General features: G+C 35.1%; 17 protein-coding genes and 2 pseudogenes. 6 read left to right on the plus strand and 13 right to left on the minus strand.

The features are described from left to right. Positions 1–88: 88 nt before the first annotated feature. From pyk to dnaE, 7 genes and pseudogenes are all read right to left on the minus strand, one after another. Positions 89–1,849, minus strand: coding sequence for a pyruvate kinase (gene pyk, locus K6959_RS12745; protein WP_163241790.1), 1,761 nt, complete (start codon positions 1,847–1,849; stop codon positions 89–91). Positions 1,850–1,880: 31 nt separating this feature from the next. Further along, entirely contained in the window at positions 1,881–2,840 is a 960-nt protein-coding gene (gene pfkA, locus K6959_RS12750) for a 6-phosphofructokinase (RefSeq protein ID WP_163241791.1), read from the minus strand. Positions 2,841–3,298: 458 nt separating this feature from the next. Then, a pseudogene (gene accA / locus K6959_RS12755) lies at positions 3,299–4,277 on the minus strand (acetyl-CoA carboxylase carboxyl transferase subunit alpha). Then, positions 4,271–5,140 carry an acetyl-CoA carboxylase, carboxyltransferase subunit beta gene (accD, locus tag K6959_RS12760; RefSeq protein WP_223086681.1) on the minus strand — a complete coding sequence of 290 codons (870 nt, stop codon included), beginning with the start codon at positions 5,138–5,140 and terminating at the stop codon, positions 4,271–4,273. The pseudogene accA and the gene accD overlap by 7 nt, the downstream one beginning before the upstream one ends. A gap of 107 nt (positions 5,141–5,247) precedes the next feature. Then, the gene (locus K6959_RS12765) at positions 5,248–5,811 is read right to left on the minus strand and encodes a FadR/GntR family transcriptional regulator (protein ID WP_394373038.1); all 564 of its coding nucleotides are present in this window, start codon (positions 5,809–5,811) and stop codon (positions 5,248–5,250) included. A gap of 67 nt (positions 5,812–5,878) precedes the next feature. After that, the gene (locus K6959_RS12770; RefSeq protein WP_223086684.1) at positions 5,879–7,117 is read right to left on the minus strand and encodes an NADP-dependent malic enzyme; all 1,239 of its coding nucleotides are present in this window, start codon (positions 7,115–7,117) and stop codon (positions 5,879–5,881) included. A 139-nt stretch (positions 7,118–7,256) separates the two neighbouring features. Further along, complete coding sequence (gene dnaE / locus K6959_RS12775; RefSeq protein ID WP_223086686.1) at positions 7,257–10,625, minus strand: DNA polymerase III subunit alpha; 3,369 nt, start codon at positions 10,623–10,625, stop codon at positions 7,257–7,259. Between the two features lie 216 nt (positions 10,626–10,841). Here dnaE and K6959_RS12780 point away from each other — a divergent pair, with 216 nt between their 5' ends. Together K6959_RS12780 and ytrI are read left to right on the plus strand one after the other, a co-directional pair. Next, positions 10,842–11,177 carry a sporulation membrane protein YtrH gene (locus K6959_RS12780; RefSeq protein ID WP_163241797.1) on the plus strand — a complete coding sequence of 112 codons (336 nt, stop codon included), beginning with the start codon at positions 10,842–10,844 and terminating at the stop codon, positions 11,175–11,177. Beyond that, positions 11,177–11,680: a sporulation membrane protein YtrI gene (gene ytrI, locus K6959_RS12785; RefSeq protein WP_163241798.1), complete on the plus strand. Its 504-nt coding sequence runs from the start codon at positions 11,177–11,179 to the stop codon at positions 11,678–11,680. The genes K6959_RS12780 and ytrI overlap by 1 nt, the downstream gene beginning before the upstream one ends. Before the next feature lie 60 nt (positions 11,681–11,740). Here ytrI and K6959_RS12790 read toward each other — a convergent pair whose 3' ends face one another. Further along, positions 11,741–13,471: a sensor histidine kinase gene (locus K6959_RS12790; RefSeq protein WP_223086688.1), complete on the minus strand. Its 1,731-nt coding sequence runs from the start codon at positions 13,469–13,471 to the stop codon at positions 11,741–11,743. 3 nt (positions 13,472–13,474) lie between these two features. Next, positions 13,475–14,187, minus strand: a pseudogene (locus K6959_RS12795) (response regulator transcription factor). 284 nt (positions 14,188–14,471) lie between these two features. Between K6959_RS12795 and K6959_RS19240 the strand changes: the two are divergent. Together K6959_RS19240 and K6959_RS19245 are read left to right on the plus strand one after the other, a co-directional pair. Beyond that, positions 14,472–15,122 carry a DUF418 domain-containing protein gene (locus K6959_RS19240; protein WP_246234663.1) on the plus strand — a complete coding sequence of 217 codons (651 nt, stop codon included), beginning with the start codon at positions 14,472–14,474 and terminating at the stop codon, positions 15,120–15,122. 54 nt (positions 15,123–15,176) lie between these two features. Further along, a complete protein-coding gene (locus tag K6959_RS19245; protein WP_262421787.1) occupies positions 15,177–15,533 on the plus strand; it encodes a DUF418 domain-containing protein in 357 nt (118 codons plus the stop codon). 33 nt (positions 15,534–15,566) lie between these two features. On the opposite strand, the gene K6959_RS12805 is transcribed toward K6959_RS19245, so the two are convergent. Next, the gene (locus tag K6959_RS12805) at positions 15,567–16,505 is read right to left on the minus strand and encodes a DHH family phosphoesterase (RefSeq protein WP_163241801.1); all 939 of its coding nucleotides are present in this window, start codon (positions 16,503–16,505) and stop codon (positions 15,567–15,569) included. 175 nt (positions 16,506–16,680) lie between these two features. Here K6959_RS12805 and K6959_RS12810 point away from each other — a divergent pair, with 175 nt between their 5' ends. Then, positions 16,681–16,986, plus strand: coding sequence for a YtpI family protein (locus K6959_RS12810; protein ID WP_163241802.1), 306 nt, complete (start codon positions 16,681–16,683; stop codon positions 16,984–16,986). 232 nt (positions 16,987–17,218) lie between these two features. On the opposite strand, the gene K6959_RS12815 is transcribed toward K6959_RS12810, so the two are convergent. The 3 genes from K6959_RS12815 to K6959_RS12825 all read right to left on the minus strand — a co-directional run bounded on the left by K6959_RS12815 (position 17,219) and on the right by K6959_RS12825 (position 20,935). After that, a complete protein-coding gene (locus K6959_RS12815; RefSeq protein ID WP_223086689.1) occupies positions 17,219–18,538 on the minus strand; it encodes a CBS domain-containing protein in 1,320 nt (439 codons plus the stop codon). Positions 18,539–18,641: 103 nt separating this feature from the next. Then, on the minus strand, positions 18,642–18,839 hold the full coding sequence (locus K6959_RS12820) for a hypothetical protein (protein WP_262421991.1): 198 nt from the start codon (positions 18,837–18,839) through the stop codon (positions 18,642–18,644). 1,415 nt (positions 18,840–20,254) lie between these two features. Next, a complete protein-coding gene (locus K6959_RS12825; RefSeq protein WP_163241805.1) occupies positions 20,255–20,935 on the minus strand; it encodes a metal-dependent hydrolase in 681 nt (226 codons plus the stop codon). A gap of 181 nt (positions 20,936–21,116) precedes the next feature. Between K6959_RS12825 and K6959_RS12830 the strand changes: the two genes are divergently transcribed. After that, positions 21,117–22,181, plus strand: a complete 1,065-nt coding sequence (locus K6959_RS12830; protein WP_394373039.1) for a M24 family metallopeptidase — start codon at positions 21,117–21,119, stop codon at positions 22,179–22,181. The last annotated feature ends 41 nt before the right edge of the window (positions 22,182–22,222 follow it).

Here is a 22,222-nt window from a genome sequence, read left to right on the forward strand (position 1 = left end):
GCTTCTTTTGTGTGTAATACTAATGATAAAAAATATAGAGTTGAACCTTAAATTATATTGTAAGAGGCGGTGATAAATAAAATTGCATTTATAAGACACTCGCATGCCCATTATAAATAACGCCACGAGCAGAATCGACTGTAATCTCCTGACCATCATTAAAGATATCCGTAGCGTTCGCAACCCCCACAACTACTGGGATTCCTAAATTTAATCCTACGACTGCAGCGTGGCTTGTTAATCCTCCTTCTTCTGTAATTAAAGCACTGCATTTTTCAATCGCCGGAACCATCTCACGATCAGTTCCTACTGTTACTAAAATACTTCCCTCAGTTACTTTTTCAAGAGCTTCTTTAGCGTTTTTAGCAATAACGACTTTTCCGTAAGCGGTTTTCCGTCCAATTCCTTGTGCCTTAGCAATAATGTCACCAACGACATGTATCTTCATTAAATTAGTTGTGCCAGCTTCTCCAACAGGAACACCAGCCGTAATGACGACAAGATCACCATGCTTTACAATTTTACTCCTCAAACTTTCCGAAACAGCTATTTCAAGCATTTCATCGGTCGTCGTTGCTTTTCGTCCGCTTAATGGATAGACACCCCATATAAGTGCAAGTCTCCGCGAAACCGGCTCATTAGATGTTACAGCAACAATTGGAGCTTTTGGACGATATTTTGAAATCATTCTAGCAGTGTGGCCGCTTTCAGTCGGTGTAATAATTGCGTTGACCCCTAAATTCCATGCTGTATGAGCGACTGATTGTCCAATTGCATCGGTAATAGCACGCTCACTATGCTTGCTTCGATTTTGTAAAATACCTTTATGATCTAGAGCAAGTTCAGCACGAGAAGCAATGTTATGCATTGTACGGACAGCTTCAACCGGATATTTCCCTGCTGCAGTCTCTCCAGAAAGCATAATAGCGTCAGTACCATCGAATATAGCGTTCGCTACATCACTCGCCTCAGCTCGTGTTGGTCGAGGATTTCTTTGCATAGAGTCAAGCATTTGGGTAGCTGTAATAACTGGTTTTCCTAAAGTATTACATTTTTTTATAAGCATTTTTTGAACGAGCGGAACTTCTTCGGCTTTAATCTCAACTCCTAAATCACCACGTGCAACCATTATTCCATCAGAAACCTCTAAAATCTCGTCAATATGATCGACACCTTCTTGATTTTCAATTTTAGGAATGATTTGAATATGAGGGGCATTATTTTTTTCAAGCAATTCACGAATCTCTAATACGTCTGAAGCTCTCCTAACGAATGAAGCAGCAATAAAATCTACTTTTTGCTCAATTCCAAACAAAATATCATTCGCATCTTTTTGTGTTATACCTGGTAAGTTTACAAAAACACCTGGAACATTTACACCCTTTTTATTTTTTAATATTCCATTATTTAATATTTTCGTTTCAATTTCTTGCTCGATTTTGTCAATTTTTGTTACTTCAAGAGCAATCAATCCGTCATCCAATAATATTTTTGAACCAATTGTAATGTCATTTATCAGTCCTGAATAAGAAATGGAGAATTTCTCTGAAGTGCCTATTACTTCTTTCATCGAAATAGTAATCCGATTACCTTCAATTAGTTGGATTTCACCGTTTTCCATTGTATGAGTACGAATTTCAGGGCCTTTTGTATCAAGTAAGATAGCAGTATTTATGCCCGTTATTTGAGAAGCTTCGCGAATATTTTTAATCCGTTCCTTATGTTCCTCATAATTACCATGAGAAAAGTTAAGGCGGGCTACGTTCATTCCGTTCTCCATTAATTGTGTTAACTTTTCAACACTTTCACTTGCTGGTCCAATGGTACAAACAATTTTTGTTTTCCGCATGTACAGCTACCTCCTAAAAAAATTTAAGTTTTTAAATTGACAACTCTTTAGAAAGTTTAATTAAACTTAAATCATAAGTAACATCTTTTTCGAAGGCTTTGGAAAGATCGTAGTCAACGAGTAGATTTTCCTTAATCCCTACAGCTCGTCCTCCCTTTCCTTCTAGAAGAAGTTCAACAGCACGGGCTCCAAATCGACTTGCAAGTACTCTATCAAAAGCTGTAGGAGAACCACCGCGTTGAATATGGCCTAACACCGAGACGCGAGTATCAAGATTTGTTGCTTCTTTTAATTTTCTTGCCAAGTCTACACCGCTGCATACCCCTTCAGCCACAATAATAATACTATGTTTCTTACCTCTCTCTTGACCTTTATGTAACCGTGCTACAATATCATTAATATCGTAGTCTTCTTCAGGAATTAGTATTGTTTCGGCCCCCCCGGCAAGTCCAGACCAAAGCGCGATATCACCCGCATCTCTTCCCATTACCTCAATAATAAATGTTCTTTCATGTGAAGTTGCCGTGTCACGTATTTTATCGACTGCATCGATGACTGTATTTAATGCAGTATCAAATCCGATAGTAAATTCAGTACCTGAAATATCATTATCAATTGTTCCTGGGACACAAATACAGCGGTATCCTTTATCCGTTAATGCTTTTGCACCCCGATAGGATCCATCACCGCCAATTACAACTAATCCCTCAATATTTAGACGCTTTAATTGTTCTATTGCCTTTTGCTGGCCTTCCTCTGTTTTAAATTCATTGCTTCTAGCTGAGTAAAGAACTGTACCGCCGCGATGAATAATATCTCCTACTGAACCAAGTTCAAGCTGTTTTATATTTCCAGTAATTAACCCTGCATAGCCACCGTATACGCCAAATACTTCGAAATCATGATAAATCGCTTTTCGTACAACCGCACGTATTGCAGCATTCATACCAGGTGAATCCCCACCGCTTGTCAAGACACCGATCTTTCTCATTATCTCACCTCATTGTCTTTTAAACTTTAATGAAATCGCCTTTAAGATGTAAGACCTCTCTTAATTACTTCTAACATAACACGAAGAATCCTCTATCTCAACATAATCTAAATGAAATCAAAAGATACAATTTTCCGGAAGTTTTATCCATTTCGGCTTTTATGGTATTTAAGTTACATAGACTATTTTTTTATTTTACATTAAAAAAGACGTGCTCTTAAATTGAACACGTCTCATATTGTTAATAAACGTTCGCATTCTTCTTTGCAAGCGCATGAAGTACTGTTCTATCCACTACCGTCTCGTTTCTTGGCGCCTAGACTGACAAGCATTTTCAATCATTAGAAGGCAACTTGCTTCAAATATTGACTGTTTCTATTAGCAAAGATGTGCCCTTAATTGAACACACCTTAATTGATCCTCATTAAAAAGTATTAAAAATGGCATAATAACTCTTTTTATTTTACATTAATTAATTGATTGACAAATCCATATTCGCCAACTGCTTTAAATTTATGATACCGCTCGTTCACTAATTCATCTTTTGACATTTTAATCAGCTCTTTTAATGAGGATTTTAACACGACGTCAATTGCCGCTGCTTGTTTCTCGACATCTTTATGTGCTCCTCCTCTAACTTCTGGAATCACTTCATCGATAACACCAAGCTCTTTTAAATCTGGTGCAGTTATTTTCATAGTTTCAACAGCACGTTTTGCTAAAGAAGCGTCTTTCCATAACAATGCAGCCGCCCCTTCCGGAGAAATAACAGAATAAGTTGAATTTTCAAGCATGTGAATGCGATTCCCAATTCCTAATGCTAAAGCCCCGCCACTGCCTCCTTCACCAATAACGATACAAACTACAGGTACCTTTAATCCTGCCATTTCAAAGAGATTTCTAGCTATTGCCTCACTTTGACCACGCTCTTCTGCAGCTATACCAGGATATGCACCTTTTGTATCTATAAAGCAAATAATTGGACGGTTGAATTTTTCAGCCTGTTTCATTAAACGAAGAGCTTTCCGATACCCTTCAGGATGCGGCATCCCAAAGTTTCGGCGAATATTTTCCTTCGTGTCTCTTCCTCTTTGATGACCAATTACCGTTACAGGTAAACCATGATACTTTCCAATTCCTCCAACTATTGCTTCATCATCACGGAACGTTCGATCTCCATGACATTCAAAAAAATCATTGAACAGATAGGAAATATAGTCTAACGTAGTCGGTCGGTTAGTATGACGAGCAATTTGAAATCGATCCCACGGTTTCAGTTTTTTCGTATATATCATTTTCTAATTTTTCAAGTCGCGCTTCAAGCTTTTCAATTTCAGAAGTTAATTCTACATCTGCATTTTTTGTAAATTCTTTTAGCTCATTAATTTTTTCTCTTAATTCAATGATTGGCCGTTCAAATTCTAGCTCCCCTACCAATTCGACTCACCACCTTGTTCATGTATATCGAGAATATTTGAAACTTGCTTTTTTAATTCTAATCTCGGAATGACTGCGTCAAGCTGTCCATGCTTTAATAAAAATTCTGCTGTTTGGAAATCTTCAGGAAGCTCTTCGCGTATTGTTTGTTCAATAATTCTCCGTCCTGCAAAGCCGATTAATGCACCAGGTTCTGCTAAATTATAATCTCCTAGAGAGGCAAAACTAGCTGAAACCCCGCCAGTAGTTGGGTGTGTCATAATTGAGAGGATCAATCCCCCATTATCACTAAATCTTTTTAGAGCAGCACTTGTTTTAGCCATTTGCATTAAGCTTAAAACACCCTCTTGCATCCGTGCTCCACCAGAGGCGGTAAAAATGATAAATGGAATCGATAATTCATCAGCTAATTCAATAGCTCTCGTAATTTTTTCTCCTACAACTGAACCCATACTGCCCATTCTGAACGTGGAATCCATAACAGCAATGACAATTTCATGATCATCTACTTTCCCAGTTCCAGTAACAACCGCTTCGTGTAAACTGCTGCTTTTTTGATCTTTCTCAAGCTTTTCTAAGTAATCAGGGAAATTCAGTGGATTTTTTGAAACCATGTCACTATTTATTTCTTTAAAACTATTCTCATCTAAAAAACTATCGATTCTTTCATATGCCTTCATCGGATGATGATAATGACAGTGAAGACAGACTTTTATATTTTTTGATAATTCCTTTGAATACATGATTTTTTTACAATTAGGGCATTTCGTCATAATTCCTTCAGGCAAATCTTGTTTCGCTGCCTCCGTAGGAATAGTTGCATATTTTTTCTTTTTAGATTTTGAAAAAATTTCTTTAAGCAAGGTGAATCCTCCCTCGTTCGAAAACAATCGGACTAAATTTTTTTCAAAAAGCTTGTCCTAACAATTTATAAAAAAATTACACAAATGTTGTTTAAAATTGTCGCTAATCAATCGACAATTTCCTCATTTTTATTTTGATAGTATGAAACAGCTTCATTTTCACTTCTAGATAGGAGTGTTTCAATTAATTGAATATACGACAGTTTTGAATATTCATTATTATGTAATTTTAATGAGTTATAATATTCTTTTAATATAAGCCAAATCCTCAATGTTAATCTATTTTTCGACAGCATGACAATTTTTTTAAAAAAATCATCATCAGTAAAGCTTGTTGTCTCGGCCCATTTTTTAAATGAAAACAGCTCTTCTTTTTCTGCTCTTTTAATAACAAGACGGATACTATCCATTTCAAGTAAATTCTTTGTCTCCGATACATCTTTAACCGCTTGGTCATCTTGCAAAATAAAAGTACTTAACACCTCGACAAGATGATGTTCACGAAAATCACGGATAAAAGTTCCTTCCCCACGCCTTGTTTCGATTAATCCTAATAATTCTAAAGCGCGCAATGCTTCACGGACAGAAGATCGACCGACATTTAGACGCTCTGAAAGTTCTCGTTCAGATGGGATTTTATCCCCAGCAATTAAATCGTCATTTTTGATCATATCTCGAAGCTGTTTCACAATTTCTAAATAAACTTTTGAATTTCTTTGTGAAGAATTCACTTTTATTTCACTCACTTTTTCCAATAATTGCGAGCTTTCTCGTTTTTTCCTTTATTTCTTTCGGATCTATTTTTAGTCGAGCTACCCCTGTTTCCATTGCTGCTTTTGCTACTGAAGCCGCAACTTCAGGAGCCACCCGCGGATCAAATGGAGCCGGGATAACATAATCAGCGTTAAGTTCATCATCACTAATTAAGCTTGCAATTGCTTCAACTGCGGCAATTTTCATCTTTTCGTTTATATGTGTAGCACGTACATCAAGTGCACCACGGAATATCCCCGGGAAGGCTAATACATTATTTACTTGATTCGGAAAATCAGACCGGCCAGTACCAACAACTTTAGCACCAGCTGCTTTTGCTATATCAGGCATAATTTCAGGTTCTGGATTAGCCATTGCAAAAATGATTGGGTTAGGATTCATTGAACGAACCATTTCTTCAGTTAATGCTCCAGCTACTGATACACCAATAAATACATCGGCACCTTTAATAGCATCCACAAGATCTCCTTGTTCATCTTCCCTATTTGTAAATTTAGCTACTTTTGCCTTAACTTTGTTCATACCATATGAACGACCTTCGTAAATCGCTCCTTTAGAATCGCATAAAATGATATCACGCACACCATAACTGTATAAAAGCTTTATAATTGCAATACCAGCAGCTCCAGCACCATTTGCAACCACTTTAATTTCTGTTATTTTTTTGCCAACTAATTTTAATGCATTAACTAAACCAGCAACAGTTACAATTGCTGTACCATGCTGATCATCATGAAAAACAGGAATATTCGCTTCCTTCTTAAGCCTTTCTTCAATAACAAAGCAATTTGGAGCAGCAATATCTTCTAGGTTAATCCCGCCAAAGTTTGGTTCTAGACATTTCACTGTTTCAATAATTTTTTCTACATCTGTTGTATTTAAACAAATAGGAAATGCATCTACACCAGCGAAACTTTTAAATAAAACGGCTTTTCCTTCCATGACAGGCAAACCAGCTTCAGGTCCAATATTCCCAAGCCCAAGAACAGCTGTTCCATCTGAAACGACTGCTACCATGTTTCCTTTCATCGTAAATTCATAAACAGTTTCAGGTTTATCATGAATTACCTTACAAGGCTCAGCAACGCCTGGAGAATAAGCCAAACTTAAATCATGTGCGTTTCTAACCGGTACCTTTGACGTTGATTCTAATTTACCTTTATTAATGCGATGAATATGTAAAGCCTCTTCACGTAAAGTCAAATCGTTCACCCTTTCAAAATTTCACAAACAGCACCTTAAGCCCTCTCACTCTTTCGGGCGAATAAAAAGCCATTCTGGTGGTCTGACCACATCTGTCTCTTTATCCAATATACATTAGAACTGTGAATAATGTAAAGATTTAATGTTTTAAAATAACGTTATTTTTACCTAAAAAGTTTATTAACTCTTGTAAACATTGCGAATTAGGGTTAACCCGGTAGTCTTTAGAAAGGAGTATTGCCTTTTCTTCGATTTCATAGTAAAGGACGACTGATGTTTTTCCTCTAAAACTTTTTAAGATTTTCTCTAATTGCTGTAAATTTTCATTAGATTGTTTTTCTTTTGTAATTCTCAAATATAATGTTCGTTTATTTGCTGCTGCCTCACTAAGTGCTTCTTTAATATTTTTTCCAACTTGAACGATAAACTGCTTTCTCCCTTCGCGGTATTCCATTTTACCTTGCAAAAGCACAATATTTCCCTCTTTTAAGATAACTGATAAGCTGCGAAATACGTTTGGAAAAACGACTGCTTCTACCTCTTCGCTCTGATCGCTTATCGTTAAAAAGGCCATTGAATCTCCTCTCTTTGTCCGAATTTCCTTAACTTTAGAAATATAGACTCCTACTTTTTCTTGATTATGATCCACTGTTATTTTTGTTAATAACTTAGCACCTATTGTTTGTAATGCTTTTTCATAAATTGACACAGGATGATCCGATAAATATAATCCAAGTACTTCTTTTTCTAATAAAAGTTTATCTTCAATCCTCATTGGGTCAACTTGGACATACTTAGGCTTTATAAAAAACTCATCCGCTGCAAAGAAGTCATATTGTTCCCCTTCATTTGGCTGAAGCAGTTGTGCATGTTCAACCGCAACGTCAATGCTTGCGAGAAGAATTGCACGATCCTTGCCAAATTCATCGAAGCTTCCAGAATGAACAAGTGATTCAAGTGTTTTTCGATTAACAGCTTTAGGTGATACCCTTATAAAAAAATCAAATAAATCTTCAAAGCGCTTTTGTCTTCTTGCTTTAAAAATTTCTTTTAATGCAGCAGCCCCGACTCCTTTTATCGCTGCTAAACTATAACGAACCTGAGTATTTTCAGGATAAAAAGAGTAACCGCTTAAATTAATCGACGGGGGAGAAATATTGTAGCCTATTTCTCTTAACTCCTGAACATATTGCCTAATTTTCACCTCATTACCGATAGCAGATGTAAGTAAAGCCGCCATAAAATCTAAAGGATACGTAGCTTTTAAATAGGCTAATTGGTATGCGATAAAACTATATGCAACAGCATGACTCCGGTTAAAACCGTAATTTGCAAACCTAACAATTAAATCGTAAATTCGATTAGCAGTATGTTCGTCATAGCCCTTTTCTTTTGACCCGATAACAAAGTGAACTCTTTCTTTATCTAGTACCTCCTTTTGCTTCTTTCCCACAGCCCGTCTTAACAAATCAGCTTCTCCTAACGTAAAACCAGCCATTTTTGAAGCAATTTGCATAATTTGTTCTTGATAGACGATTACCCCATATGTGTTTTCTAATATTGGCTTTAATTCTGGATGTAAATATTCAATTTCCGTCAGGCCATGCTTTCTTTCAATAAATAAGGGAATGTTCTCCATCGGACCAGGACGATATAAAGCATTTACAGCAACAATATCTTCAAATCTCGTTGGTTTTAGTCTTTTTAAAACATTCCGCATCCCTTCAGACTCAAGTTGAAAAACTCCAAATGTTTCTCCGCGACTTAATAGTTCATAAGTTCGTTTATCATCAAAAGGTATTTCACGAATATCAATTTTCTTCCCTGTTCTTTTGTAAATGGAGGCAATAATTGCTTCTATTAAAGAAAGATTTCTTAATCCAAGAAAGTCCATTTTTAATAAACCTAAATCTTCTAGATGATCCATCGAATATTGCGTTAAATAAACCCCGTCATGTCCAGTTTGAATCGGAACACTGTTTATTAATGGCTGTTCACTAATAATGACTCCAGCAGCATGTGTTGATGTATGGCGCGGGAGTCCTTCTATTTTTAATGCTGTCTCAAAAAGACGATGGTTCATTTTTGATTCTTTTAAAAATGATCTCAATTTCTCAGATTGGCTATAGGCATCTTTTAATGAAATACCAAGCTTTGACGGAATTAAACGTGATAATTGATCCAGCTCTTTCGTATTAAAACCAAACACTCTGCCTACATCTCTAATAGCTGCTTTTGCCGCAAGCGTTCCAAACGTAATAATTTGTGCTACATGAAGTGCACCATATTTTTGCACAACGTATTGTATAACTTCGTCGCGACGATGATCAGGAAAATCAATATCAATATCTGGCATTGAAATTCGCTCAGGATTTAGAAATCGTTCAAATAAAAGCTGATGTTTAATTGGATCAACGTCTGTAATATATAAAACATAAGCAACAAGCGATCCAGCAGCAGACCCTCTTCCAGGACCTGTTAAAATCCCCCGTTTTCGAGCAAACATCATAAAGTCCCAAACTATTAAAAAATAATCACTGAAATTCATTTTCTTTATAATATCCAGCTCATATTGCAAACGCTTTTGATGCTCTTCATTCGGTTGCTTGTACCTTTCCTTCAAACCTTTTTGACATAGGAATTCAAGCTCGCCATCAGCAGTTTTTCCAGTTGCAACAGGATATTTTGGTAACAGTTGTTCCGCTAATTTAATTGTTACATTACATTGTTTTGCAATATGCAGCGTATTTTCTACTGCATGAGGATAGTCTGAAAATAGTTGAGCCATTTCATCAGCAGTTTTTAAATAATATTGATCACTATCAAGTTTTTCTCGATTTTCATCTCGAAGCTTTTGTCCGTTTTTAATTGCAAGAAGACATTCGTGAGCAAAAGCATCATCTCGGGCCAAATAATGAACTTCGTTTGTCGCCACTACATTTAGTCCTGTTTCTTTCGAAAGATGGATGACTTGTTCCATTAACATTTTTTCTTCTTTCGTTCCGTGCTGTTGTAATGCAAGAAAAAAAGACTGCGGTTCAAATAATCTAGAGAGATGTTTTACAGTCTCAAGTGCTTGATCTGTTTGATGGTTTAATAAATATTGCTCTACAATTCCCGCTTTTCCTGCCGTTAATGCAAATAAACCTTTCGAATAACGTTTTAACCATTTTGTGGGAATACCTAGTGGTGACTTCGTTTGAACTAAGCTAGAAATTTTTAATAAATTACGATAGCCCTCATTATTTTTCGCCAGTAGAACGAGCGGATAACTAGCCTCTTTACCATTCATTTCAGCCATCACATCAACTGTTATCCCAAAGATCGGTTTAATTGACTGTTTTAAACACTCTTTATAAAAAGCGATTGATCCATACATCACATTGCGATCAGTTAGTGCAAGCGCCGAAAAACCTTTTTCTTTTGCAGCACTTACTAATTTTTCAACAGTAGCCGTACTTGTTAGCAAACTATACGCACTGTATACATGAAGGTGAATAAACGACACTTCTACTCCCACCTTTATAAACATTTCTTAAGCTTATTATAGATAATCGACTTTTAAAAAGAAAATATGTTCTCACTATCACGAAGCAAGATTAACTTAATCTATGACAATAAATCATTCTGCTCATAATCTAGCTTGTTTGTCCATATGATGAAAGTAGAAAATAATTAGTTGATGATCACTACAACCCAATATGCTTTATAAGGATGGGGAATAATGAGAGAATCACCTTTTTTTTCAACATTATTTGATAGTTATTTTATCGCTCTCGGTGTTTTATTAGGAGGTTCACTAATTGGTGGACTAGCTGCCTTTTTAACAGGAAAGCCACCCTTAACTGAAATTTTTCGACTTTCTAACGCACTTCGTATTTGGGCAATTGTCGCTGCAATCGGGGGAACGTTTGACGCAGTATATAGTTTTGAAAGGGGATTACTTCAAGGCGAGACAAGAGATATTGTAAAGCAGCTTTTATTAATTTTAGCTGCTTTAGGAGGGGCACAAACTGGTGCATTACTTATTAATTGGCTGACTCAGGAGCATATTTCATAATGAGAATCCCTCCCTTTTATCACAATCCAGTTTGGCAACGTTTTTTAACAGGAATTGTGTTAGGAAGTATTATTAGTTGGGTTGTATTTTTATTTATTTACGGTTCCCTTCAAGAAAACCAAACGAAATTAATTAGGCAACAGGAGGATGAAATTCGTGATTTAAAAGAAAATATTAAAATATGGCAGGAGGAGTTTAAAGCATTAAATAAAAAAAATGAGCAAAAACTTACAGTACAAGATATTAAAGTTCAATTGGTGAATGGTCATAAATACAAATTAGATTCTTTTAGTATTTTTGAAATTGAGGAGAAAATTAAAGAAGATGTTAGTATTATGATTGCAAAAGATTTAGATACTGTTTATAAAAGCAGAGATTTATTTAAAAAAATGATAGAAAATAAAGTCATTAAAGTAAATGATAAGCGATATCGGCTTGAAGTAAAAGAGATTGTTGTGTATACAAGCCTACTCATTCAATTGGTGATTCATTTAGATGGATAAGTATGTCCACCTATTCATCTCATTTTAATTTGAGATAAGTAGGTGGGTCTTGATCATTCATCAAATTTCAAATTTTATTGTAATGACTGTCCCTTTACCAATTGCGGATTCAACCGTCAACTCGCCACGATGAGCTTCAGCGATAGCTTTTGCAATACTCATGCCAAGGCCTCCTCCTTCTGCTTTTTCCTCGGTATTCGTGCCGCGATAATATCGTTCAAATAAGTTATTAACCGTTTCTTCATCCATTCCGATCCCATTATCCTTAATCATTACAATCCCATATTGGTGATCTTTTTTGACAGTAACAGCAATCTCCAATGGAAGTGGATTATGTTTAATTGCATTATAAATGAGATTATCAAGCATACGGCCTAACCATCTTTCATCAGCTTCAATCCATATATCTGAGGTGTCATTTTGAAAGGAAAATAAAACATCCTTAATCGTGGCATCATTTACAAATCGTAATACAGTATGATGTACAAACTGATTTAAATTCATCTTCTTTTTTGACAAAGGAAGGGCATTATTTTTTAGTTGAAAAGATAGAGAAAAATCTTGAACTAAATCAAGCATGTATGCTCCTTTATCCCGAATTGTTTTTCCCATTTCTTGAAGCTCTTCTGCTGTCCAATTATAGTTGCCACTTTCTAATAAATGTCCATATCCCTGAATTGTAGATAATGGTGTTCTCAGATCATGAGAGATGCCAGTCATCCATTCTTCCCTTGTTTTTTCAAGCTGTGTTCTTTCTTTTACCGATTGATCCAGCTTCTCCGCCATATCGTAAAAAGCATTTATCACTTCCCGATATAAGCGATACCGTGCTTTAATTTTGCTTTTTTTATTATATACTTTTTTTCGATCCTTTTCGGTTAAAATAAAGTCATAGTTTCCTTGACCCATTCTTTCCAACCAAGTAACAAATAGTAACAACGGCTGGCCATATCGAAATGCGTGCCAGGCAGAAAACAAAATTCCAAGTATTAATATAACGAGACTTAAAATAAGTAATGTAATAATCACTTCTTTCATGATTGCCGGCTTTTTCATTAATTCCTTTTCGTTCAACCTATGTAAAACCCATGTTCGTTCTGATTCTGAGTCATAGTGTACAACAAAATTTGAATAGACACCGGGCATGAGACGACTTTCTGTTTTTTCAAGAGCTGCATATTGCTTCTCTCCTTGATCATCACCGATTGACTGGACGATACGGCCGTCCATATCAATAATATGCAAATAACCGCCGAGTGTTTGCAGCTTTTCTTCTACTTTACCTATTGATCCTTCAGGAACTAGACCAGATTCCCCATAGCTGGCAGCCATTGAGTTTAACTGATGAACTAAATCATTCTTATAGCCAATAATAAAAAGATATGGATCATCATAAGTTGTATCTAACTGGATATGTAAAAAAAAATCATGATACCGTTTCGTTTCTTCTATCTCAATTATTTCATTAATTTTATAGCTAGAAGGAATCTCAGGCGGAGTAGCAAAAGAGTAAATCGCTTTTCCTTTTTTATCAATAATTTGCAGCCACATTTCATTTTCTTTCAAATGCTTTTCCCATCTAGGAAAAACATATACAACACCATCTTGAATCGTTGTTTCACTACTGATTGCATCTAATACACCCGCAGGAAAATTTTTTTCTAAATCGTTATTTATGATAGAACTGATAATATAGATAATTAAAAAGAGAAACGCAAAAGCTACAAATAAAATAACAAAAATAAACTGAAGTGAGAAATGAAAAGCTATCCTTCTTTTTATAGATTTCATTTTCTATCTCTCCTTCACAAGTTTATATCCAAGCCCTCTTACCGTTAAGAGATAATAAGGATTACTTGGATTTGGCTCTATACGCTCCCGTATTCTCCTTATATGTACCATAACTGTATTATCGTCTACTAAGCTATCAAACCCCCATACTTGCTCGAATAATTGTGCTTTTGAAAACACTCTATTTGGATTTTTGCAAAAATGAAGGAGTAACAAAAACACTTGGGCTGGACATGGAACTACTTTCCCCTCGACGATTAACTCACCGGCTATTTCATCAACAATAAATCTGCCAAAATCATAACGCTTTTTAGTAGTTTCATTGTTTTGCGTTATTTGAGTTAAATTTCCTCTCCGTAGTCTTGCTTTTATTCTAGCTGCAATTTCAAGCGGATTAAAAGGTTTTGTAACGTAATCATCCGCACCGATTGCAAACCCTGTTAATATATCTAGATCAGATACTTTAGCTGTTAAAAATAAAATATGCGCATCACATATTTCCCTTATCTTTGGACAAATATCAAAACCACTTTGATCAGGAAGCATCACATCTAAAACGATAATATCCATATTTTTTTTAGTAACTAAATCAAGAGCATCCTGTGCAGTATGTGCCGTAAATATATTACGAAATCCCTCTTTTTTTAGGACTGTTTCATCATTTTTTTTACAATTGCTTTCTCATCGTCAACAAGTAAAATGTTTGCTTTATTCATATGAATCCACCCCTCGTTTATGCTAGCATATAAACCTTAACAATAGTTTAACAACCTTTCCTAAATTTATTAAATCGTAAGGGACAGTTTCGAACAATGTAATACTCCTTTCTTAAAATTTAATGAGACAACATTAAAGGTGGTTAAACAAAGTGAATACAAACAAACATAGGATAAACACAGTTGATGGGATACGCGGGTTAAGTCTATTTGGCATTTTAGTAGCGAATATGCTTATTTTTCAATTCTGAATTTATGGGAAAGAACATCTTCAACTATTTCAGTTGACAACGGCAGATTTAGTTGTAAATGATCTCATTAAAATATTAGTAGAAGGAAGCTTTGTACCTATTTTTGCGTTTCTCTTTGGCTATGGAATGATTAAAATGAAAGAAAGTTTAGAACGGAGAGAGCTGGGGGTGAAGAGACACCTCGTGCGAAGATTCTTTCTTCTACTTGGCTTAGGTTTGTTGCATGCAACTTTTTTATGGGAAGGCGATATTTTAACCCTTTATGGTTCAATCGGATTATTTCTTCTCCTATTTATAAATCGAAAAAAAAAGACAATTCTCGTATGGGGCATCACATTGTTTATACTATCTCCCTTATTATTACTTGATTTTAAAGAAATAGATAAAAAAAATAAAGTGAACGAAAATATCATCACTTATATAGAAAAATCGATCACCATATACAGCAGTGGTACATATAGCGAGATTTATGATGATCGAAATAATAGTGACCCGCTAGAAATAGATGAGCTGGAATATTTGCTCTTATTAATCTTAACTCCTTTTATTGGTGCACCACTCTTTTTAATCGGTATGTATGCTGCAAAAAATAAGTGGTTTCACCATCCTAAAAATGAACTGCCATTTTATCGAAAGATGATGTTGCTCCTCATCCCATCGGGAATCATTTTGAAAATGTTATAAGTTTTTTTTCCTGATAATCTATATACAAATATCACCCTTACGCTTGGCGCAAGCTTGTTAGCTCTTGGATATATTTTTGCATTTGCTTCCCTATATAGAGACACCAAAAATAGACGCTTTTTAAGTTGGTTCGAAAGTATAGGAAGGCTATCCTTGACAAATTATTTAATGCAAACAATCCTTTGTACAATGATATTTTACGGATACGGCTTTGGATTATTTGAAAAGTTGGGAGTGATAGCTGGATTCTTTTTAGCTATTTTTATTTTTGCTATCCAAGTGGCTGGAAGTACTTTATACTTAAAATATTTTCGAATGGGCCCTTTCGAGAAAATACTTCGTATGTGGACGTATTTATCATTAAAAGGTAAACCAAAAGTTAACAATATACAAGGTAAAGAAGCGGCGTAGGCGCAAAGTAATTGAGGCTGAATTTCATCAGCCTCAATTACTTTGACAAGCTTTTTCTAAATCATGTAATACATTAATCGCTTCTTCCCAAGAAAAAATTGAGGCTCCTGCTGCTAAAGGATGTCCTCCACCATGATACTTTTTAGCAACTTCGTTAATAATTGGACCTTTCGAACGAATTCTAACACGGATTTGATCCTCTTCTTCTATAAAAAATACCCATGCCTTGATTCCTTCTACATTACCAAGGGTACCTACTAATAGAGAAGCTTCAGATGGATTCACATCAAATTCACACAGTAATTGTTTTGTCATCATCATAGAAGCAACTCCGTTTGAATGAATAGAAAAATTTTGTAATACATATCCACTCAATTTGACAACGTTACGTTTTAATTCATACATTTGATCATACAATTGAGAGCGTGAAAAATGGTAATGGATTAATTCCCCGGCATATAGAAACGTTTTTTTCGTAGTACTAGGAAAAAGAAACCTGCCGGTATCACCAACAATTCCAGCATATAAAAGACGTGCACCTTCATCGGTTAATTTTAAACCTTTATTTTTCCCGTATAAATAAAATTCATAAATCATTTCACTTGTTGAACTTGCTTCAGTATCAACCCATATGATATCTCCATACGGATCATCATTTGGATGGTGGTCAATTTTAATTAACTTATCTCCTAATTTATAACGTTCATCACAAATTCGCGCCGTATTAGCTGTATCACAAACGATAACGAGCGAGTTTTTATATACTTCATCTGTAACTTTATCTAGACGACGTAAATAATGAAGTGATTCCTCTTCCTTACCAACAGCGAAAATTTGTTTTTCTGGAAAGGAAGCTTTTAAAATTTCCGCCAAGCCTCCTTGAGAGCCGTAAGCATCGGGATCAGGCCGAACATGGCGATGAATAATTATCGTATGGTATTGTTGAATTGTTGTTAAGATTTTTTCTATCATTGTTCTCTCTTTTTATTATACATACTTAATTATTATCATAATTTATTCAAAAAGAAAAAGAATTCGTAGTACTTTGTGGTAATGAAACTTAAAAATCGGTAAAATAAGAAAAGTAACACTAGCGTAAAAGTGAGTTAAAAATCGTCTTATTACAAATATTTGGGGGAATTGTATAATGTTTGTACTTGTTGTTTTAATCGGAATATCCCTTGCTCTTTACCTATTTTATAAAATGAGGTTTTTTAGAAGCAGACTTCCTGCTGAAAAAAAGTGGCTATCTTCTAAATCAGGCATGGCTCTTGGTTTTTTTATATTATTGTTTGGGATTAATCAACTGTTTTTATTTCAAACAGTTCTTACTTATATCGTCTCCGCTATATTTATTTTTCTTGGGGTTATTAATGTTTGGGCTGGATATAAAGCCTACAAGCACTACTTGCCATATGCAATTGAAGAAGCTGAAAAATTAGAAGAACAGTAAAAGTAAAAAAGGAACCGGTCGTTTACACCAGTTCCTCAGACACATCCGCATTTTTCATTATCAGCTTATGAACAAAAGGTTCTATTCTTCTTCCGCCACCGCCACGTGCTTCGCACTTCGGACTGAGGGGCGATTAAAGTCTTTAAGAAAGTCGCTTTAAATCAACTTTATCAACAAGCGTTGGAGCTAGACTAGTCCCAATTTGCCGTTTTCTGAAAAGAGAATGGCTTTTTTATTGCCTATCAATTAATTGGCACATCATCATCGCTTTACCGACTAGAACTCCTTCATTAAAAACCTCGACGTCAACCTTCCCAAATTTCCGTCCAACCTCTAATAGTTTAGGGTAAATTTCCAAAATACTATCAATTTGAACTGGTTTAATAAAATAAATTGTTATATTTTCAACAACTAAATCACCTTTTTTGTAACCTCTTAACATACGGTTTGCCGCTTCAGTAACGATCGTCGTTAAAACTCCATAAGAAATTGTTCCCAGATGGTTTGTCATTTGGGGTGTTACTTCGCAGCAAAAAACATCGTCTCCTTTTGTTTTTCCACGTGTTAGCACGAGCTGATTTGTAACAATATCATCAATCGTCTCGCCAACTTGTGGTTGACGCTGAATCATTTGTAATGCTTTTAGTACATCTTGCCGACTAATAATCCCTTGCAATCGATTATGATCATCAACAACCGGCAGCATTTCGATCCCTTCCCACACCATCATATGTGCTGAGGATGCGACACTCGTCTTTCCTCCAACTGTCATTGGTTGTTTTGTCATTAATTTCTCGATTGGGGTGTCCTTGTCATAGCCGACTATATCTTTTGATGTTACGACTCCTTGAACCTTCATGTTTTTATCAACGACAGGAAAACGACTGTGTATTGTTTCTTTATTACACTTATACCATTTGGAAGCGATGTCTTCTGTTTTTAAATAAACAGTTTGCTCTAAAGGTGTTAAAATATCTTCAACCAACACAATTTCTTTTTTAATTAATTGGTCATAAATAGCTCGATTAATCATAGTCGCTACCGTGAAGGTGTCGTAACTGCTTGATATGATCGGAAGCTGAAGTTCATCTGCCAGCTTTTTAACATGTTCCTCCGTATCGAAACCACCTGTAATTAACACCGCTGCTCCTGCATTTAATGCATACTCATGAGCTTTCGTTCGATTACCAACGATCAGTAAATTACCTGCACCAGTATAACGCATCATCGCATCAAGCTTCATTGCGCCGATTACAAATTTATTGAGCGTCTTATGAAGACCTGCTCGTCCCCCGAGAACCTGACCATCAACAATATTGACAACCTCTGCAAAAGTAAGTTTTTCTATGTTTTCCTTTTTTTTACGTTCGATTCTAATTGTTCCTACACGTTCTATCGTACTAACATATCCTTGATTTTCTGCATCTTTAATTGCTCTGTATGCTGTTCCTTCGCTTACATTCAGAGCCTTAGCAATTTGCCTAACTGAGATTTTTTCACCTACAGGGAGTTGGTCAATATATTGTATAATTTGTTCATGCTTTGTTGCCAACACTTTCACCCTTTATTAGTTATTTCCACTCGGTTACCTTATATTATAAGGTGAATAGTTGTATCAAGCAACGTACGATAAAAAAAGACTGTAAAAATGAAGGTTAATCATGTAAATAAATTTTTTTCTTTACATATTTTTCAGTTTTCACTCTTTTGTTCGGAACATTTGAAGTGCCAAATAAGATTCCAGTTAAATTACCTGCGATAACAAATAACGCAAAGGTAATCCAAGCAATCGCAAAGTACCCCCCTAAACCAGGTGAAAAAATCGAAATACGCGGTACTGCATAATAAATCATCAACGCCGCTAGCAAACAACATATAATATAACGACTTTTGATTGCATTCACCCCCATTTACATAACTTTTTTTATTATATGCTTTTCATAAAAAAAAAAGAAGCGCTCGTTTGAGCACTGCAGACTGTTAATAAACACTTTCATTCTTTTAGCTCATGAAATAATAAGTACTATTCCATAAGTGTTAGATCAAGTAAAGTGATCGTTGCTGTTTCACTCCTTATGCTCATTCGGAAAAACCATCCCATTCCACTACCACTCTAAATATTAACAACAGAACTATAGTAAGCGCCTGAAAAGAACGATGTATGGAAGTTATGTGGAAATTTTATTGATATTACCTGTATAAACAGTTAGTGATCCGAGAGTTTAGATAATGTTTATTGACGGGGATAAATTAGAAAGTAAAAAAAGGAATTGATTCAAATTGTGGAAACAACTAGCTTAAATAGCCACGACACACTTTATCTAGTAATCCACACACCCCTACACACAATACTGCTATAAACCGCCACCTGTAAAAATGTATTTAAGTGGCTGTATTTGTTAAGCTAAGGTCGGTTAATCTTTTCTGTTGATGTAGAAAAGACACCGAATGACTCAATACGATGACCAATTCATATTTTTTAGCATGAAATATAACAGTACAGGTAATAAAGCTAGTATAGTCAGTATAATTACTTTTATACCTTTGTAGTTTGTAAGTGAATGATTAAATAAATTAATTCCCATTAAAAGTAAAATTATGGGGATATAAAAACTATTCATACTAGCAGGAATAATAAACAAAATTATTCCAATAAAAGTTACATAGTGAATTATTTTTTTTTTCATCATCTTATTACACATCTTCCTAATTTATATTGATTTATAAACATTTTTCTAGTATTTGTATTTAAACCAAAACATCATTGCAACAAAGACAAAATCAAGCGAAATTGATCGCATGATGAGTTCTAATCATACTGATTCATCTCATTTGAATTTGAAGATGTCACATATACTTTATAATATTGAAGGTAGAAGGTGCTTTTCAGAAGCAAACAATAGATGATGAAATCAATCGAAACCAATTTTATCATAAAAAAGGATCAACTCTTTTTTAATGATGAATTAGTGAGTGATTAAAAATTAGAATCTATGAAAAGTATAATAGATGAAAATACAATTCAGAATGACTCTATAAAAACAGATAACTACTCCCAAATAATTTAAAATATTCCCTTTTTGATCATTTGATTATTATACAATTCCCGAATACTTTATAAAGGATCTTAAACACTTTAAGATCCTTTACATGATTTGCTAAAGAAAAGTTTAAAAAAGGGATTAGTATTTTCAACCAATCTTTAAATAGATGACTTCATTTATTGAATTTGTGCACAAGCTGAAACGCTCTATTGACCGCTATTCATTTATAAATTTATATAGTTACCTGGTTTAAGTATTTTACCAACACCGGCTTCGAGCATGCCAATAAATTTTTCTGGATCCTGCTTTATTTGCGGGAATGTGTTGTAATGAATAGGTACAACCATTTTTGCCTGCAGCCATTTTGCCGCAAGTGCTGCATCCTCAGGCCCCATTGTAAAATTATCACCAATCGGTAAAAATGCTAAATCAATTGGATGTCTCTCGCCGATCAGTTTCATATCAGAATACAACGCTGTATCGCCTGAATGATAAATTGTTTTTCCTTCTACTGTAAGCAAAACACCAGCTGGCATTCCTAAATAAATAATTTCTTTATGATCAGTCATTAAACCTGTTCCGTGAAAAGCTGGAGTTAATTTAACTTTCCCAAAATCAAATTCATATGCTCCGCCAATGTGCATGCCATGGGTTTTAACTCCTTGCCAACTTAAATATGTAGCTAATTCAAAATTAGCAATGACAAGCGATCCATTCTTTTTAGCCAACTCAACTGTATCTCCAACATGGTCGCCATGACCATGTGTTACTATAATCACATCTGGCTTAACATCATTTAATTTTAAATCAGTTAACTCATTTCCTGTAATGAACGGATCAAATATAATCGTTTTTCCATTTGTTTCAACTTTCACAACAGAATGACCGTGATATGATATTTTCAATTAAAACCTCTCCTTTCGTTTCATTAAGAGTGTTAGTAAATCTTCGACAAAACACTAAGAAAATCCTGCCTGACAACGCTTTAAAAGTTTACATTTCCTTATTTAATTGCTAATCTCATAGTATCATGCTTTAAAGGGGGTAAGTAGTTTGAAAAAAAGATTAACAACATTAACAGAATGGATGAAATCATATTCTATTGATGCAGCATTTATTACATCAACTGAAAATGTATTTTATTTAAGCGGCTTTTATAGCGATCCCCATGAACGACTATTAGGCTTAGCTGTTTTTCAAGAAAGTGAACCATTTTTAATATGTCCAGCAATGGAAAAGCATGATGCAAAAAACGCTGGATGGGATGATGAAATTATCGGATACAGTGATATTGACCAGCCTTGGGAACTTGTACATAAAGCAGTGACAAAACGTATAAAAAATGTTCGAAAAATAGCGATTGAAAAAGAACATATGAACGTAGAACGATTCGAACAAATGACAAATCGATTTGAAAGAGCAACTTTTTTATCTGTTGAGGAAAAAATGCGCAAACTTCGGCTTATTAAAGATGATCAAGAATTGCAAAAAATAACAGAAGCTTGTGAACTGGCTGATTTCGCAATTGAAACAGGTGTTAATGAAATTAAAGAGGGAAAAACTGAACTAGATGTATTAGCTGCTGTCGAATTTGCTTTAAAGCAAAAAGGTGTAAGCGAAATGTCTTTTTCCACGATGGTGTTAACAGGGGCTAATGCCGCTTCACCACATGGAGCGCCCGGTCTAACCAAAATTCAGAAAGGGGATTTTGTTTTATTTGACTTAGGTGTTATTGTTGATGGCTATTGCTCTGATATGACAAGAACAGTTGCATATTATGATATAAATGAAAAGCAACAGGAAATATATGAAACGGTATTAACAGCTCAAAAAGCAGCACTCAATAGATGCAAACCAGGAATTACTTGCGCTGAAGTCGATTTAACCGCTAGACGAATCATTGCTGAAGCAGGGTATGCCCGTTTTTTTCCACATAGACTCGGTCATGGACTTGGAATTAGTGTTCATGAATATCCTTCGTTAAATGAAACGAATCCATTGCCACTTGAAGAAGGAATGGTTTTTACAATTGAACCAGGAATTTATGTGCCAACTGTAGCTGGTGTTAGAATTGAAGATGATGTAGTCGTTACGAAGGATAGCTTTAAAGTTTTAACGAAATACCCAAAAGAATTGCAAATCATTAAGTAAAGTTTGCTAAAGCTAAGGCTTTGATGGACTTTTCATCCATT

The organism is Bacillus aquiflavi (assembly GCF_019915265.1).
GTDB lineage: Bacteria > Bacillota > Bacilli > Bacillales > Cytobacillaceae > Bacillus_BT > Bacillus_BT aquiflavi.